Origin of the sequence: Methylobacterium gregans (genome assembly GCF_022179245.1) — a bacterium.
In the GTDB taxonomy this organism is placed as follows: Bacteria; Pseudomonadota; Alphaproteobacteria; order Rhizobiales; family Beijerinckiaceae; genus Methylobacterium; species Methylobacterium gregans.
This window is the reverse complement of the sequence record NZ_BPQM01000080.1, coordinates 25,917-41,135: the sequence shown is the minus strand read 5'-3', so window position 1 is coordinate 41,135 and position 15,219 is coordinate 25,917. Positions and strand designations below refer to the sequence as shown.

General features: G+C 71.7%; 17 protein-coding genes, 1 tRNA gene and 1 rRNA gene. 7 read left to right on the top strand and 12 right to left on the bottom strand.

Going from position 1 to position 15,219, the window contains the following annotated elements:
- Positions 1-215 precede the first annotated feature (215 nt).
- Positions 216-331: ribosomal RNA gene (rrf, locus tag MFF54_RS16515) — 5S ribosomal RNA — on the top strand.
- Positions 332-398: 67 nt separating this feature from the next.
- A tRNA-Met gene (locus MFF54_RS16510) sits at positions 399-475 on the top strand.
- 208 nt (positions 476-683) lie between these two features.
- Here MFF54_RS16510 and upp read toward each other — a convergent pair.
- From upp to MFF54_RS16495, 3 genes are all read right to left on the bottom strand, one after another.
- On the bottom strand, positions 684-1,313 hold the full coding sequence (upp, locus tag MFF54_RS16505; protein ID WP_238303927.1) for a uracil phosphoribosyltransferase: 630 nt from the start codon (positions 1,311-1,313) through the stop codon (positions 684-686).
- Between the two features lie 142 nt (positions 1,314-1,455).
- On the bottom strand, positions 1,456-1,911 hold the full coding sequence (locus tag MFF54_RS16500; protein WP_238303926.1) for a DUF2852 domain-containing protein: 456 nt from the start codon (positions 1,909-1,911) through the stop codon (positions 1,456-1,458).
- Positions 1,912-2,014: 103 nt separating this feature from the next.
- Positions 2,015-2,638 carry a TetR/AcrR family transcriptional regulator gene (locus MFF54_RS16495; RefSeq protein ID WP_238303925.1) on the bottom strand — a complete coding sequence of 208 codons (624 nt, stop codon included), beginning with the start codon at positions 2,636-2,638 and terminating at the stop codon, positions 2,015-2,017.
- A gap of 216 nt (positions 2,639-2,854) precedes the next feature.
- On the opposite strand from MFF54_RS16495, the gene MFF54_RS16490 reads away from it, so the two are divergent.
- The 3 genes from MFF54_RS16490 (at position 2,855) to MFF54_RS16480 (ending at position 5,049) form a co-directional block, all read left to right on the top strand.
- Positions 2,855-3,157 carry a hypothetical protein gene (locus tag MFF54_RS16490; protein ID WP_238303924.1) on the top strand — a complete coding sequence of 101 codons (303 nt, stop codon included), beginning with the start codon at positions 2,855-2,857 and terminating at the stop codon, positions 3,155-3,157.
- A 326-nt stretch (positions 3,158-3,483) separates the two neighbouring features.
- Positions 3,484-4,542, top strand: coding sequence for an HD-GYP domain-containing protein (locus MFF54_RS16485; protein ID WP_238303933.1), 1,059 nt, complete (start codon positions 3,484-3,486; stop codon positions 4,540-4,542).
- A gap of 117 nt (positions 4,543-4,659) precedes the next feature.
- Positions 4,660-5,049 (top strand): thioredoxin family protein, encoded by a 390-nt coding sequence (locus MFF54_RS16480; protein ID WP_238303923.1) that lies wholly within the window; start codon positions 4,660-4,662, stop codon positions 5,047-5,049.
- Positions 5,050-5,160: 111 nt separating this feature from the next.
- Here MFF54_RS16480 and MFF54_RS16475 read toward each other — a convergent pair whose 3' ends face one another.
- From MFF54_RS16475 to MFF54_RS16465, 3 genes are read right to left on the bottom strand one after another with little or no spacing between them, the layout of a single operon-like run.
- A complete protein-coding gene (locus tag MFF54_RS16475; protein WP_238303922.1) occupies positions 5,161-5,349 on the bottom strand; it encodes a DUF1192 domain-containing protein in 189 nt (62 codons plus the stop codon).
- Between the two features lie 39 nt (positions 5,350-5,388).
- A complete protein-coding gene (locus MFF54_RS16470; protein ID WP_238303921.1) occupies positions 5,389-6,603 on the bottom strand; it encodes a phosphopentomutase in 1,215 nt (404 codons plus the stop codon).
- A gap of 1 nt (position 6,604) precedes the next feature.
- Positions 6,605-8,221 (bottom strand): ABC transporter ATP-binding protein, encoded by a 1,617-nt coding sequence (locus MFF54_RS16465; protein ID WP_238303920.1) that lies wholly within the window; start codon positions 8,219-8,221, stop codon positions 6,605-6,607.
- A 176-nt stretch (positions 8,222-8,397) separates the two neighbouring features.
- Here MFF54_RS16465 and MFF54_RS16460 point away from each other — a divergent pair, with 176 nt between their 5' ends.
- A complete protein-coding gene (locus tag MFF54_RS16460; RefSeq protein ID WP_238303919.1) occupies positions 8,398-9,330 on the top strand; it encodes a lytic transglycosylase domain-containing protein in 933 nt (310 codons plus the stop codon).
- A 119-nt stretch (positions 9,331-9,449) separates the two neighbouring features.
- Positions 9,450-10,355, top strand: coding sequence for an alpha/beta hydrolase (locus MFF54_RS16455; protein WP_238303918.1), 906 nt, complete (start codon positions 9,450-9,452; stop codon positions 10,353-10,355).
- On the opposite strand, the gene MFF54_RS16450 is transcribed toward MFF54_RS16455, so the two are convergent.
- The 6 genes from MFF54_RS16450 to MFF54_RS16425 all read right to left on the bottom strand — a co-directional run bounded on the left by MFF54_RS16450 (position 10,356) and on the right by MFF54_RS16425 (position 15,106).
- Positions 10,356-10,814, bottom strand: coding sequence for an acyl-CoA thioesterase (locus MFF54_RS16450; RefSeq protein WP_370880139.1), 459 nt, complete (start codon positions 10,812-10,814; stop codon positions 10,356-10,358).
- Positions 10,815-10,834: 20 nt separating this feature from the next.
- Positions 10,835-12,598 (bottom strand): pyrroloquinoline quinone-dependent dehydrogenase, encoded by a 1,764-nt coding sequence (locus tag MFF54_RS16445; protein WP_238303917.1) that lies wholly within the window; start codon positions 12,596-12,598, stop codon positions 10,835-10,837.
- A gap of 79 nt (positions 12,599-12,677) precedes the next feature.
- A complete protein-coding gene (locus MFF54_RS16440; RefSeq protein WP_238303916.1) occupies positions 12,678-13,202 on the bottom strand; it encodes an ankyrin repeat domain-containing protein in 525 nt (174 codons plus the stop codon).
- A 118-nt stretch (positions 13,203-13,320) separates the two neighbouring features.
- The gene (locus MFF54_RS16435) at positions 13,321-14,046 is read right to left on the bottom strand and encodes a di-trans,poly-cis-decaprenylcistransferase (protein WP_238303915.1); all 726 of its coding nucleotides are present in this window, start codon (positions 14,044-14,046) and stop codon (positions 13,321-13,323) included.
- A gap of 93 nt (positions 14,047-14,139) precedes the next feature.
- Entirely contained in the window at positions 14,140-14,502 is a 363-nt protein-coding gene (locus MFF54_RS16430) for a transcriptional regulator (RefSeq protein ID WP_238303914.1), read from the bottom strand.
- On the bottom strand, positions 14,489-15,106 hold the full coding sequence (locus MFF54_RS16425) for a hypothetical protein (RefSeq protein ID WP_238303913.1): 618 nt from the start codon (positions 15,104-15,106) through the stop codon (positions 14,489-14,491). Before MFF54_RS16425 ends, MFF54_RS16430 begins: the two co-directional genes overlap by 14 nt.
- Positions 15,107-15,219 lie beyond the last annotated feature (113 nt).

The following is a 15,219-nucleotide window of genomic DNA, read 5'->3' as shown; positions in this document are numbered from 1 at the left end:
TTGATCGCCTCTCGTGATCCATCGCCGCAACAACACCGATCCAACAGGATCGGCCGATCCACACCGGATCGGCAGCGGTCGCAAAACACACAAGACCAGGCACCAGCCCGCCCACAGCGCGGCTGTCGCCCGAACCTGCTTGCCGAACGATTGGGGCTCCCGCCGTCGCAAAACCCGCGACAGCAAAGGTCCCAAAGAAACCTGCGCTTGGCCGGTCTGGTGGCCTGAGCGGTGTGCCCAGAACCCGATCCCATCTCGAACTCGGCCGTTAAACACACCAGCGCCCATGGTACTGTGTCTCAAGACACGGGAGAGTCGGTCGCCGCCAGACCCGCCAAGCACAGGCAACACGCTCCAACAGAGCCGCATTCCCTCAGCACGATCTCGGAACACCCTGGCGCGGGGTGGAGCAGCCCGGTAGCTCGTCAGGCTCATAACCTGAAGGTCGTTGGTTCAAATCCAACCCCCGCAACCAAATCCGAACGGCCCGTCATCCAACGATGACGGGCCGTTCGCATGTCGGCTGGTCCGTAGCGGGCGCGATCGTGCGCTCTGTCGGCGCCTGCAACCAGGGGCATCCTCTTCTGTGGGCCGAGCGTGCTCTGCGATATGGCTCGCTTATTCGCCCCAAGAGGGGAGGGGACTTCGATGGGCAGCGCGGCCCAGAATCCGCGGTCGCCGGATCAGCGCGTGCCGTACATGCGGTCTCCCGCATCGCCTAGACCCGGCACGATGTAACCGTGGTCGTTGAGATGGCTGTCGATCGCCGCGGTCCAGATCGGAACATCGGGATGGGCGGCGCGGAGGCGCGCGATCCCTTCCGGCGCTGCGAGCAGGCAGACGAAGCGCAGGTCGTGAGCGCCGCGCTCCTTCAGCCGCTGCAGTGCCGCCACTGCGGAATTGGCTGTCGCCAGCATCGGGTCAAGCACCAGCACGGTGCGGTCGGCGAGATCCGACGGAGCCTTGAAGTAGTACTCGACGGCTTCCAGCGTCTCGGGATCGCGGTAGAGGCCGACATGGGCGACGCGGGCCGAGGGCAGCAGCGACAGCATCCCGTCGAGGAAGCCGACGCCAGCGCGCAGGATGGGGGCGAGAACCAGTTTCTTGCCCTGGATCTGCCGACCCTCCATGGTCTGGATCGGCGTCTCGATCGTCACCGGTTCGAGAGGCAGGTCGCGGGTGACCTCATAGGCCAGCAGCATCCCGATCTCGTTGAGGAGATTGCGGAATCCCTGGGTTGAGCGCTCCCGGTCGCGCAGCAGCGTCAGCTTGTGCTGCACCAGGGGGTGGTCCACCACCGTGACCGCCGCCATGTCGTTCTCCGTTGGATACCAGCGGTCGAGATGTGCCGAAACGATTGCGGCCATGCAACAGCCGCCCGCCAACAGCCGCATGAAAAAGGGCTCCCCGCCCGCCGGCGGAGAGCCCCGATGTCGTTCGTGGGGTCGACTTGGCTCAGACGGTGCGCGGGCCTTCGCCGCCCTCCGCCCGGCGCTTGGCCATGAAGGCGTCGAACTGCTCGCGGTCCTTGGCCCGCTTCAGCTCCTCCACGAAGGCCGCGAAGGCGCGGCTCTCCTCCTGCAGGGCGCGGCGCTGCGCCTCCAGGCGGTCGAGCTCGGACCGGCGGTAATCGTCGAAGGCCGCGTTGCCGGACGAGCGGCTGTTGGCTGCCTCGAAGGCTTGGGCGAAACGCGAGACCGGCCGGCCGCCCTCGCGCAGGCGATCACCGAGGCCGCGCAACTCGGACAGCGCCGGATAGCCCGCCACCTTCCAGGCGACGAGAGCGAGACCGATCGGCCACCAGTAGATGAAGGCCAGGACGATCGCACCGATCTCGATGGAGCGGCGCGGGAAGGGGCCCGAGCGGCAGACCCTGCCGTTGCCCCAGGGGTTGGTGGAGGTTGTGCTCACGGGTGGGCTCCGCGTTCATGTGAACGGCGTTAACATGCGGGGCCCGTGCGGGGGTTTCAAGAGGCCCGCATCTGCTCTCAGCGTCTCCACCGCGCGGGATCGCTCAGGGACGTCCGCCGCGCGCGCCGTGCACGAGGGCGAGAACGCCCGCCCGGAGAAGCTCGTACTTGTCGGGCAAGCCCGGCCCCTTCGGCAGATGGCCCGCGGCCGACAGCGTGGCGAGGCCGTGCGACAGCGCCCAGACCTCCAGGGCGATGAAGCGCGGTGCGACGCCGCCGAAACCTTCGGGAAACGTCGATTGCAGCGCTTCGACCAGCATGTCGAACGGGCTCGGCCGGGACGCGGAATCGATGCTGACGTTGAGACCGCGCGTCTCGAAGATCGCCGCGTAGTAGGCCGGTTCCTCCTCGGCGAAGGCGAGATAGGTCTCGCCCATCCGGGTGAAGCGCTCCAGCGCGCTGCCGCGCGAGGTCAGCGCCCGGGCGAGTCGCTCGGCGAGGTCGGCGAAGCCGCGGCCGGCCAACTCCTCCAGCAGCGCCTCGCGCCCGCGGAAATGCCGGTAGAGGGCGGCCGGCGTGACGCCGACGAGGCGCGCGGCATCGACCAGGGTGAAGCCCGCGATGCCCCGCTCGGCGATGAACCGCCGCGCGGCCTCGATCAAGGCTTCCTTCAGGTTGCCGTGGTGGTAGCCGCGCCGGTCGCCCGATCCCTCCCGCCAGGGTCGCACCAGAGATCTCCCGTCCTCGTCCCGCCGCGCCGGCGGCACGGAGCCGGATCGTCGAAGCTCCCGGCAGGCTCTAGCAGGTTTGCGGGGCGTTTCGATGCCTTTGTGCGATACCGAGGCGCAGGGCCAAGGCACCTTGACAGGGCGGGCGGGACTTGCTGCAACATTGTTGCACGCCTCACCGAGACGTGCGGCCGGCCCATCGCCGGCGGAGATCTCATGGCCTTCGTCAGTCTGAAAGCGTGGCGGGTCCGCTCGGCCGAGCGGGCCGCCATCGCGGCCCATCTCAAGCAGGATCTGCGGGACGCCCTCGGGCTCGGACCCTGCGACGCGCTCACCGTCAACGAGATCGCCTGCGCGGATCCCGGCTGTCCCGACCTCGAAACGATCGTGCTGGTCATGCGGGAGGGCGAGCCGACGCGGGCGCTGCGCATCCGCCGAACCATGGACGCGGTGACGCCTGAGGACAGGGCCGCGCTCGTCGTCGAGGAGCGGCAGCGGCGGGAGGCGGGGGAGCCGTAAGCGGGCTGGGCGCTCAGGCCGTCGCGGCGCCGTCTCACGATGGGGCCTGCCGCTGTCCTCCGAGGTTCATCGTCGCTTCACAACCCAAAGTCGTCGCATCCCCATCGCCATCAATCCTGACGAGATCGACAGTCATCGACGCCGCCGCGCGCATCCGGGGGCGATCTCGCGAGACGATCGCTAACCCTCACCCACAAGATATCCGGGATCTGCACGCCCCCGAGCGCTCGAATGGGTGCCGGTCGTCACGGTTCGTGCACGATTTCCGCGTCACATCGATGTGAGCGATCGCGGGATCGGAGCTGTGGATGCCGAACCAACGCGTCTTGCGGGCCGTGGTGCTCGACGACGGCGAGATGAACAACCTTCTGACGGTCACAGCGCTGCAGCCCATTGCCGGCTGCGTGGCCCACGACTTCACGGTGCCCGCCGAGGCGATCGCCTTCGCGCTCGCCCGCGCGCCCGAGATCGGCGTGTTCATCACCGATTACGAGATGCCCGGCATGAACGGGCTCGAGGTCATCCGGGCGGTGCGGCGCATCCCCGGTCTCGCGAGCCTGCCCATCGTCATGGTGACGAGTTACGACCAGCGCTCGCTCCGCCGGGAGGCGCTGGAGGCGGGGGCGACCGACTTCCTCGGCAAGCCGGCGGACCCGGTCGAGATCCGGGCGCGCGTGTCGAACCTCCTCGCCCTCGCACGCGCCCACATGGCCGAACGGGATCACGCCGCCGAGCTCGCCCGGGAGGTCGCTGCGGCTGTGGCCCTCGTGGAGGAGCGCGAGCGCGAGATCGTCTCCACGCTGATGCGCGCGGCCGAGAACCGGGACACCGATACGGGCGATCACATCGCCCGCGTCTCGGCCTATGTCGGCCTCATCGCCGAAGCCCTGGGTCTGCCGCCGGCCGAGCGTCGGCAGCTGTGCCTCGCCGCGACCATGCACGACGTCGGCAAGATCGGCGTGCCGGACGCCATTCTGCTCAAACCCGGTCTGCTCACGGCCGAGGAGCGCCGGGAGATGGAGGGGCACGCCGAGCGGGGCTGGCGCATCCTGGGCGGCAGCGCCTCGCCGGTGATGCGGCTCGCGGCCGAGATCGCGCTGAGCCACCACGAGCGCTGGGACGGCACCGGCTACCCGCACCGCCTGGCAGGCGAGGCCATCCCGCTCTCCGGCCGCATCGTGGCGGTGGCCGACGTCTTCGACGCGCTCACCACCGAGCGCCCCTACAAGCAGGCTTGGCCGCCCGAGCGCGCCCGCCAACATCTCGTCGACGCGGCGGGCCAGCACTTCGATCCGGCCATCGTCGTTGCCTTCCTCGGCCGCTGGCCGGCGGTCGAGGCGTTCCTCGACAGCCACCGTGCGCGGCAGGACCGAAGCGCGGCCTGAGCCGGGTTTCGCCGAAACGGGTTTTATCGAGCCGGCCGAGCCGCAGCCCGTAACCCGCTGCGACCGCGCGGCGAACACGGGTGAGACAGGGCCCCGCAGAGCCCGCAAGGAAACGCCATGCTCACCCGTCGCCGCCTCGTCGCGCTCGCCGCGCTCCTCGCCGTGCCCGTCGTCCCGGCTCGAGCGGGCGAGATCCTGCCTTTCGAGGCGGAGGCCTTCGCGGCCGCGCAGCGAGCGGGCTCACCGATCATCGTAGCGGTCGCGGCGCCCTGGTGCCCGATCTGCAAGGCGCAGAAGCCGATCCTGGCGCGTCTGGCGGCCGAGCCGCGCTTCCGTGATCTGCGCGTCTTCACCATCGATTTCGACACGCAGAAAGATCTGCTGCGCCGCTTCGATGCCCGGATGCAGAGTACGCTGATCGCCTTCAAGGGGGCGGCCGAGGCTGGACGCTCGGTCGGCGAGACCCAGGCGGAGTGGATCGAAGGGCTGGTCGAGAAGACGCTCTGAGGCCCTCGGCCCCTGGTTCCATCGGTCCTGCTCCCGCTCCGCCGGTCCGGGGCCGCGTCGGCGAGGCCGAGAATCCGTGAGCCTCGACCGGAAATTCCGGCGGCCCCGGGGTCAGCGCTTGAAGAACGCGTCCGCCGCGCCGCGGGCGCTCTCCTTGGCGGCGCGGGCCGCCTCCAGCCGCGCGATCTCCCGGCGCAGCAGGTCGATCCGCTCGGCCAAGTCATCGACCGAGAGCGCGTCGAGCGCCTGACCGATCTCGTGGCTGGGTGCCTTGCGCACCCGCTCCTCGTCCTCCCGCACGCCGTCCTCCTTCAGCCGGAAAGCATCACCGCCACGCGATCACCACCAGGCATGGCCCGCCGCGAGCTTGGGCAGGCCGAGATGGCGCGCGACCGTCGCACCGATATCCGAGAAGCTCGCCCGGCGCCCGACCGGTCCCGCCGGGATATCCGGGCCTAAGGCCAGCACCGGCACCTGCTCGCGGGTGTGGTCGGTGCCGGTCCAGGTCGGGTCGTTGCCATGGTCGGCCGTGATCAGGCAGAGGTCGCCCGGCCGCAGGACGCCGTCGATCTCCGGCACGCGCGCGTCGAACGCCTCCAGCGCGGCGGCGTAGCCGGCCACGTCGCGCGGGTGGCCGTACTCGGTGTCGAAATCCACGAGGTTCAGAAAGACGAGGCCGCCGTCGGGCAGATCGCGGAAGGCCGCGAGGGCCGCGTCGAGACCGGCCCGGTTGCCGGCGGCCTTCACCTCGCGGCCGGTCGAGCGGTGGGCGAAGATGTCGCCGATCTTGCCGACGCTGACCACCGCGCGGCCCGCCGCCACGTCGAGAAGGGTCTCGCCCGGGGGGGCGACCGCGAAATCCTTGCGGTTGCCGGTGCGGCGGAAGCCGCTCTCCGCGTCGCCCAGGAAGGGCCGCGCGATGACGCGGCCGACTCGGTAATCGTCGCAGAGCACGCGGGCGGTGCGGCAGAGATCGTACAGGCGCTCCAGCCCGAAGGCCTCCTCGTGGGCCGCGATCTGGAACACGCTGTCGGCGGAGGTGTAGCAGATCGGCCGGCCCGTCCGCAGGTGCTCGGCCCCGAGCTCGGCGACGATGGCCGCCCCTGCCGCGTGCCGGTCGCCGAGAATGCCCGGGATGCCCCCGCGCTCGGTCAGCGCGCGGGTCAGCGCCTCCGGGAAGGCGGGGCGCGTGTCGGGAAAGTGGCCCCAGGGCTCGCGCATCGGCAGGCCGGCGATCTCCCAGTGGCCCGACGGCGTGTCCTTGCCAGCGGCGGTCTCGACGGCATGGCCCCAGGCCCCGCGCGCTGGCCCGGCGATCTCCAGGCCGGGCGGCACGCGGCCGCTCGCGCCCTCCGCCGCGAGCCCGAGACCGAGGGCGGCGAGGTGCGGCAGCCGCAACGGACCGCTGCGCAGGCCCGCGCGGTCGCCCACGCCCGCGGCGCAGACCTCGGCGATGTGGCCCAGCGTGTCGGCGCCGGCATCGCCGTAGGCGGCGGCGTCGGGCGCGCCGCCGATGCCGACGGAATCGAGCACGATGAGGAGGGCGCGGGCCATATCAGGCCGGCTCCAGCTCGGCGACGGTGTCGCTCTTCAGGTTGAAGGCGGCCGCGAACAGGGTCCGGGTGTAGTCGGTTCGCGGCGCCGCGAAGATCTGCTCGGCCGGCCCCTCCTCGACCACTTGCCCGTTCTGCATGACGAGGACGTGGTTGGCGAGCGCGCGCACCACCTTCAGGTCGTGGCTGATGAACAGGTAGGCGAGGCCGCGCTCGCGCTGCAGGTCGCGCAGCAGGGCGACGATCTGGGCCTGGACCGAGCGGTCGAGGGCCGAGGTCGGCTCGTCCAGCACGACGAAGCGGGGTTTCAGGACGATCGCGCGCGCGATCGCGATGCGCTGGCGCTGGCCGCCGGAGAATTCGTGCGGGTAGCGGTCCATCACGGCGGGATCGAGCCCGACATCGTGCAGCGCCCGCGCCACGATGGCCCGGCGCTCGCTGCCCGAGCGGGCCTCGCCCTGCACCACCAGACCCTCCGCCACGATGTCGGCCACCGACATGCGCGGCGAGAGCGAGCCGTAGGGATCCTGGAACACCACCTGCATGTCCCGGCGAAGCGGCCGCATCGCCGCGACCGAGAACCCGTCGATCGGTTTGCCCATGAACACGATCGGCCCCTCCGAGCCGATCAGGCGCAGGAGGGCGAGGCCGAGCGTGGTCTTGCCCGAGCCCGACTCGCCCACGATGCCGACCGTCTCGCCGGCCCGCACCATCACCGAGACGCCGTCCACCGCCTTCACGTAGCCGGTGGTGCGCCGAAGCAGGCCTTCCTTCAGGGGGAACCAGACCTTCAGCGGTCCCGCCTGGAGCAGGACCGGCGCGGCGGCCGGGACCGGGTTGGCGCGGCCCTTCGGCTCGGCGGCGATGAGGCGGCGGGTATAGGCGTGCTGCGGCGCCCCGAACACCTCCGCGGTCGGGCCCGCCTCGACGATCCGGCCCTTGAACATCACGCAGACCCGCTGGGCGATGCGCTCGACGATGCCGAGATCGTGGGTGATGAACAGCATCGCCATGCCGAGCCGCTTCTGCAGGTCGGCGAGCAGCGAGAGGATCTGGGCCTGCACGGTGACGTCGAGCGCCGTCGTCGGCTCGTCGGCCACCAGGAGGTCCGGCTCGCAGGCGAGCGCCATCGCGATCATCACCCGCTGGCGCTGGCCGCCGGAGAGCTCGTGCGGGTAGGCGCCCATGCGTCGCTCGGCGTCGCGCAGGCCCACCAGGTCGAGCAGTTCGAGGATGCGCGCGCGAGCGTGTCGTCCCCGGAGACCGCGGTGGAGGGCCAGAACCTCGCCGATCTGCCGCTCGATCGTGTGGAGCGGGTTGAGCGAGGTCATCGGCTCCTGGAACACCATGGTGATGTCGGCGCCGCGGACCGCCCGCATCCGGCGCTCCGGCAGCGCCAGCAGGTCCTGGTCCTTGAAACGGATCGTTCCCGAGAGCTCCGCCGCGCCGTCGACGAGGCGCAGGATGGAGAGCGCGGTGACCGACTTGCCGGAGCCCGACTCGCCCACCAGCGCCACGGTCTCGCCCGGCGCGATGGTGAAGCCGACGCGGTCCACCGCCCGGGTGCCGCCGGGGAAGGTGACCGAGAGATCCTCGACGGAGAGCAACGGGTCCGGCATCGCGCCTGCGGGTTTTCTCGGGCGCGGCGAGGGGCGCCGCGCGTCGGCGGGTTATAGCGCGCCGGGTATCCGAGGGCGAACCGGGAGAACGGCCCGCGCGCCGCTCGCCCGCTCTACAAAGGGGGGCGGACGCATTCCGCATTGATCGCGCCGCCCTCGGCACTAGAACCCGCGGCGTGACTTCCTTTCCGCACTGGATCCTGGCCGCGCTCGGCGCGCTCCTGCTCGCGGGTGCGGCCCGGGCCGCGCCCGCCGAGGGCGCGACCGAGACCGTCGAGCAGGCGCTCTGCCGGCTGATCGAGGGCTCGGCGAAGGCCCGCGGCCTGCCGGTGCCGTTCCTGACCCGGCTGATCTGGCGCGAGAGCAGCTTCAAAGTGGGGGTCGTGAGCCCGGCGGGGGCGCAGGGCGTGGCGCAGTTCATGCCCGGCACCGCGCGCGAGCGGGGGCTCACCGACCCGTTCGACCCAGAGCAGGCGATCCCGCACGCGGCGCACCTGCTGGCCGACCTCAAGCGCCAGTTCGGCAATCTCGGCCTCGCGGCGGCGGCCTATAACGGCGGACCGCAGCGGGTGACGAACTGGCTCGCGGGCACCGGCGGCCTGCCGGCCGAGACCCGGGCCTACGTGCTCTGGATCACGGGGAGCCCCGCGGAGGACTTTCGCACCGGCGCGGGCCGCGGCGCCATCGAGTTTCCGGAGGGCGCCCCCGAGAAGAAGGACGCCAAACCCGAGGCCAGACCCGAAGCGAAGGCGGAGCCCGTCATCGAGACCCAGCAGACCTGCCTCCAGACCACCGCGGCTTTGCGCATCCCGTCCCGCGGCGACCGCTTCGCCACGGGTCCGAGCGAGGGGCCGGTCGCGCCCTGGGGCATCCAGCTCGCCGGCAATTTCTCGAAATCGCTGGCGCTCGCGAGCTTCTCGCGGGCGCGCTCGGCCTACGCGAAGGTGATCGGCGACGTGCGCCCGATGATCATCGGCACGCGCTTCCGCAACCGCGGCACGCGCGCCTTCTACCGGGTCCGCATCCCGGCCGAGAGCCGGCAGGCCGCGGACGGGCTGTGCGGGAAGATCCGCGCCGTCGGCGGCGCCTGCCTCGTGCTGAAGACCTGACGTGCCGGATCAGGATCCGGTGTCGGATCGGGATCCGGTGCCGGATCGCGACCAGATCCGGCCATGAATCCGCCCGCTGCCGCGGGTCATGAGGGACCAAAGGGGCCATCGATCACCGCATGATTCGCGTTCTCACCGGACTCGTCAGCCTGCTCTGCCTCGTGCTCGGCGCGCTGGGTCTCTCCGCCTGCTCGCCGCTTGCCCTGTTCGACGCGATCGGCCCGCGCGATCAGGGCGGCCGTCAGGCGGCGCAGGACCTGCCTTTCGCGGAGGGACCGCGCGGCGGGCTCGACGTCTACGTTCCGGTCAAGCCCGTCGAGCACGCCCCGGTGCTGGTGTTCTTCTACGGCGGCTCCTGGCAGAGCGGGCAGAAGGGCGACTACGCCTTTGTCGGCCAGGCGCTCGCCGCGCAGGGGTTCGTGACGGTGGTGCCGGATTACCGGCTCTACCCGGAGGCGCCGTTCCCCGGCTTCCTGGAGGACGGCGCGCGGGCGATCGCCTGGGTGCGCGACAACATCGCGACCTATGGCGGCGACCCGCGCCGCATCGTGCTGGCGGGCCACTCCGCCGGGGCCTACAACGCCCTGATGCTGGCGCTCGACCCGCGCTACCTGCGCGGCGCCGGGGTCGATCCGCGCACGATCCGGGCGGTGGCGGGCCTCTCGGGGCCCTACGACTTCCTGCCCTTCGACCACGAGACCGCGATCCGAGTCTTCGGCGACGCGCCCGACAAGGCTGCGACCCAGCCCGTGACCTTCGTGGGGCCGAACGCCCCCCCGGCTTTCCTGGCGAGCGGCGAGGCCGACACCGTGGTCCGGCCCCGCAACACCCGCAGCCTCGCCGAGCGTCTGCGCCGCGCCCACGTGCCGGTGCAGGAGCGGATCTATCCGGGCCTCGACCACAGCGACACCCTGCTCGCGCTCTCCGTCACCTTCCGGTCGAAGGCGCCGGTTCTGGCCGAGATGGCGGCCTTCCTGAAAGGTCAGGCGATCGGCCGCCAGCAGGTGACGATCCGGCAGCGCTGATCAGCGCGCGCTGACGGAAACCGCCACTTCCGGCGGTACCGGCCGCGGGCGGCGGTCCGGCCCGATCGCCACGAAGGTGAAGATTCCCTCCGTCACCTTCTGGGTGGCCTCGCTCTCGCGCTCGCGCCGCCAGACCTCGACATGGATGCGGATCGAGGTGCGGCCGACCTTGAGGATGCGCGCGTAGAGGCTGACCTCGTCCCCGACGAAGACCGGGCTGTGGAAGGTCATCGCCTCCGCCGAGATCGTGGCGCAGCGGCCCCGCGCCCGCCGGGCGGCGACGTTGCCGGCGGCGAGATCCATCTGCGCCATCAGCCAGCCGCCGAAGATGTCGCCGGCCGGGTTGGTGTCGGCCGGCATCGCGATGGTGCGGATGACCGGCGCGCCGCGGTCGCGCGGCTGGACGGCCTCGGCCGGCAAGGCCTCCGTCTGTGCGTCCGCCAACGTGTCTGTGCTCATGCGTGTCCCCCGGGCTCCCCTTACTCGGGGAGCGCGAAGACCAGAAGAGCATCCCCCGTGCCGAAGCCCGATCCCTTGGTGAAGGAGGCGCCGCCGGCCGCGACCGCCACGTATTGCCGCCCGTCGAGCGCGTAGGTCACCGCCGGCCCGCTGATCCCTGCGCCGCACTGGAAGCGCCAGAGGATCTTGCCGGTCTCCGCGTCGTGCGCGTCGAGGTGACCGTCCTCCTCGCCGGAGAAGACGAGCCCGCCGGCGGTGGCCAGCGTGCCGCCGGACAGCCGGCTGCCCGCGCGGACCGACCAGAGGATGCGGCCGCTGCCGGCCAGATCGACGGCGCTCAGCGTGCTGAAGCTCGGCTCGCCCCTGGCCTCGCTCGTCTCGGTGTAGCGGATCTCCGGGCGGCCGGGGCCGCCCGGCACCGTCTTCACCGTGTAGGTTGCGGCCCCGTGGCGGACCTGGATGTAGGCGCGGCCGGTGTTCGGATCGTAGGCGGTCGGCGGCCAGGAGACGGCCCCGAGCGGGCCGGGGCTGACCACGGTGCCCTCCGGGCTCGGCGGCTGGTAGAGGTTCTTCTGGGCGATCAGCGGCTCGGAGCGCTGGAGCAGCGCGCCCGTCGCCCGGTCGTGGACGTAGACCCAGCCGGTCTTGCTCGCCGAGGCCACGGCCTTCACGGTCCGGCCGTCCGGCGCGCGCCAGTCGAGCAGCACCGGCGGGCTCGCCACGTCGTAGCCCCACTGCTCGTGCGGCACCTGCTGATAGTGCCAGCGCAGCTTGCCCGTGCGGATGTCGAGCGCCACGAGGCTCATCGTGTAGAGGTTGTCCCCCGGCCGCGAGAGGCCGAAATTCTGCGGCGCCGGGTTGCCGGTGCCGAGATAGATCAGGCCGAGTTCCGGATCGTGGGCCGGCGTCATCCAGAGCGAGCCGCCGCCGACCCGCCACGCCTCCCGGTGGGCGGGCGCCGCCGACCGCTCGGCGGCGACGTCGCGGTGGAGCGGCTCGCCGTCGGCGGTCTTCGCGACGAAGTCGCCCTCCCAGCCGTCCTCCTTCGTGACGTACCAGCGCCAGCGCTCGGCGCCGGTCTTCGCGTCGTAGGCCGCGAGCCAGCCGCGCCGCCCGTAGCCGCCCTCGATGCCGACGACCGCGCCGCCGTCGAGCCCGCCCTGCGCGTCCTCGACGTGCAGCCCGTAGCCCGCCCCCGTGACGCCGACGATCACCAGCCCCTCGGCGACCAGGGGCGGCATCTTGAAGCCGAGCCGGCTCGAGCCCTGCACGGGCTTGCCGCCCAGGGTCTCGGCGAGGCCCGAAGCGGTCTCGGTCTCACCCTCCTCGGGCCGCACCGCCTCGTGGTCCCAGACCAGGGCGCCGGTCTTGGCGTCGAGGGCGATGACGCGGCCGTCCATGGTGGCCTGGTAGACGAGCCCGCCCGCCACCGCGACGCCGCGGTTCGAGGGCGGTCCGAAGATCTTCTCCGTGCGCGCCCGGTGCGTGTAGGTCCAGAGGGCGCGGCCCGTACGCGCGTCGAGCGCCGCGACGTTGTTGCCGGTGGTCGAGACATAGAGCGTGCTCTCGACCATCACCGGTTGGGCCTGGAAGTAGCCGGTCACCCCGGTCTGGAAGAGCCAGGCCGGGCGCAACCGGGCCACGTTGCCGCGATCGATCAGGCCGAGGGCCGAGAAGTTCCGGTTGGTCGCGTCGCGTCCGAAGGCTGGCCAGTCGGCGTCGGCGGCGCGGACGGGGAGCGCGCTGAGGGCGACGAGGCCGAGCACGGTCAGTCGCGACAGCATGGTTCCTCCCGTTCGTCTCGTTCGATCGCCGCCCGCGCGGCTTTCCCTCCCCCGCACAGGGGAAAGGGACCGCGACGCGCTATCCGCGCACCGCCCTCGCCAGCAGCCCCGGCGCGTTCTGCGCGCCCATCGCCTGCGCCATCTCGGCGGCGGTCTGGCCACCCGCGTCGCGGCGGTCCGGGTCGGCACCGCGGGCGAGCAGGAGCTCGATGATCTCGGTGCGGTCGAACATCGCCGCCGTCATCAGTGCAGTCCGGCTGCCGTCGCCGGTGCCGTCCACCTGGGCGCCGTGGTCGAGCAGCAGCCGGGCGATCTCGGTCTCGCCCTTGAAGGCGGCGCCCGCGAGCGGCGTCTGACCGCGGTCGTTGGCGAGCTCCGGGTCGCCACCGGCCTCCAGGATCACCCGCACGGCCTCGGGCTGCCCGTTATAGGCGGCGAGCATCAGGAGGCTATCACCCTTGTCGTTGCGTAGGTTCGCCGGCAGGCCCTGGCCGAACAACTCGGCGAGTTCCTCGGCATGACCCATGCGGGCGTACTGGAAGACACGCCCCGCGAAGGCCAGGGTAGCGTCGTCGAGGGCGGGCGGCTCATGGTCGGCGGACATCGGTGCGACTCGCGGGTGTCGAAGGATGCACGCGGATCTGGCGTCCGACCTGTCCGCTGTCCAGCCGTCCCCATGCTCCAACTCGGGATCGTCCCTTAAGTCGGGCTCGTGCCCCGACTCAGGCCGCGGTCGCCACCTTGGGCGGATTGAGCCCGCCGTAGCGGCGGTCGCGCCGAGCGAACTCTGCGACCGCCTCGGCGAGGTCGGCCTGCCCGAAATCCGGCCACATCCGGTCGGTGAAGTGCAGCTCCGCGTAGGCCGCCTCCCAGAGCAGGAAGTCCGAGAGCCGCTTCTCGCCGCCGGTGCGTATCAGTAGGTCCACGTCGACGGGCGAGCCGTGCATCTCGCCCGCCACCATGCGGCCGAACGCCTCCCGGGAGGTCTCCGGATCGGCGAGCCGGGCCGCGGCCGCGATGATCGCGTCGCGGGCCGAGTAATCGACCGCGATGCGCAGGTGCAGGCGCGTGCCCGCGGCGGTGGCGGCCTCGGCCGCCGCGATCGCCTCCGGGATGCCGCCGGGCAGCCGGTCGCGGCGGCCGACGACGCTGAGACGCGTGCCGGTGCGGGCGAGGCGCGCGGTCTCGTTGCGCAGGTAGGAGCGCAGCAGCCGCATCAAGGCGCCGACCTCCTCGGCCGGGCGCTGCCAGTTGTCGCTGGAGAAGGCGTAGAGAGTCAGCGTGCCGATGCCGAGGTCGGGGCAGGCCTCCGCCGTCGCCCGGATCGCCTCGACGCCCCGGCGGTGGCCGGCGAAGCGCGGCATTCCGCGCGCCGTCGCCCAGCGCCCGTTGCCGTCCATGATGATCGCCGCGTGCAGGCCGGGTCGTGTTTCGGCCGGGCTGGGCATCGTCGGTGTCTCCGGTCGTGGGCGGGTTCTGGGGGGCATCTGGGAGCGATTTAGGGCAGATGCGGATGGAGCTGACGCAAATCAGGGAGGAGATCAGGCGGGCCTGAGGTCTGGGGCGGGGCCGGCGGCCTCGGCCGCGTCGCGCACCACCTGCTCCAGCACCGTGAGGTATTCGAGGAAGCGCGCGCGCCCGGCCGGGGTCAGGCGGCAGAGCGTCTGCGGCCGATTGTGGGCGTGGCCCTTCTCCAGGCTCACCAGCCCGGCCTCCTGCAGAACCGCGAGGTGCCGGCTGAGGTTGCCGTCTGTCAGGTTGCAGAGCCGCTTCAGGTCCGGGAAGGGTAGGCCTTTCGGGTGGCCCACGAGTGAAGTCAGCACGCCGAGCCTCGCCTTCTCGTGGATCGTCCGGTCGAGCCCCTCGTAGGAGAAGCGGCCGTCCTCCTCGTCAGCGAGCCGCATCGTCGCCTCGCGTCGCGCGGTGGAGGATCAGGGCGAGCGAGCCCTGGCCAAGGAAGAAGGGCAGGCCCATCAGCCAAGGCGAGAGGGCGTGGCTGGTGCTGGCGAGTGCGAGCCCGCCGAGACCGGCGAGCAAGTACCACGCCGCCACACTCTGGACGCTGCGGGGCAGAATGCGGGCGGAGGCGAACAGGCCGAGGCCGGTGAGGACCTGCCAGAGGCCCGGCAGCATCCAGGCCGCCTCCGGAGCGAAACGCCCGATCACCAGCCCGAGACAGGCGCCGGCACCGGCTGTGGGCAGGAATACCTCGATGGCGTTCCAGATCATCGCGTCGGCGAGACCCGAATGGATCCGGCGCGAGCGCCGCACCGTCTCGATGCCGACCAGCGTGAAAGCGACGAGCGCCGCACCGACCCAGATCGCGAAGAACAGCAGCGGCCGTGCGTTCGGGTCGCCGAGCCAGAGGGTCTGGGCGCCCGCCACCATCAGGGCGACGAACCCGGTTGCCGCCACAGTCGCGGCGCCGAGGCCGCGGAACGCCTCGTCGCGCGCGAGTTGGCTGCGGATGGCAACGATATCCGCCAGGGCTCTGTCGAGGTCGCGCATGAGCCATACCCCCGGTGCGGCCTGCTTTGTATCGCAAAGTAGGCCGCGGACTGCCTGGTGGCAAGTGTATGAGCGCATACGCCCGGGCGTGTTCCGGGACGAGACGTTCTTCC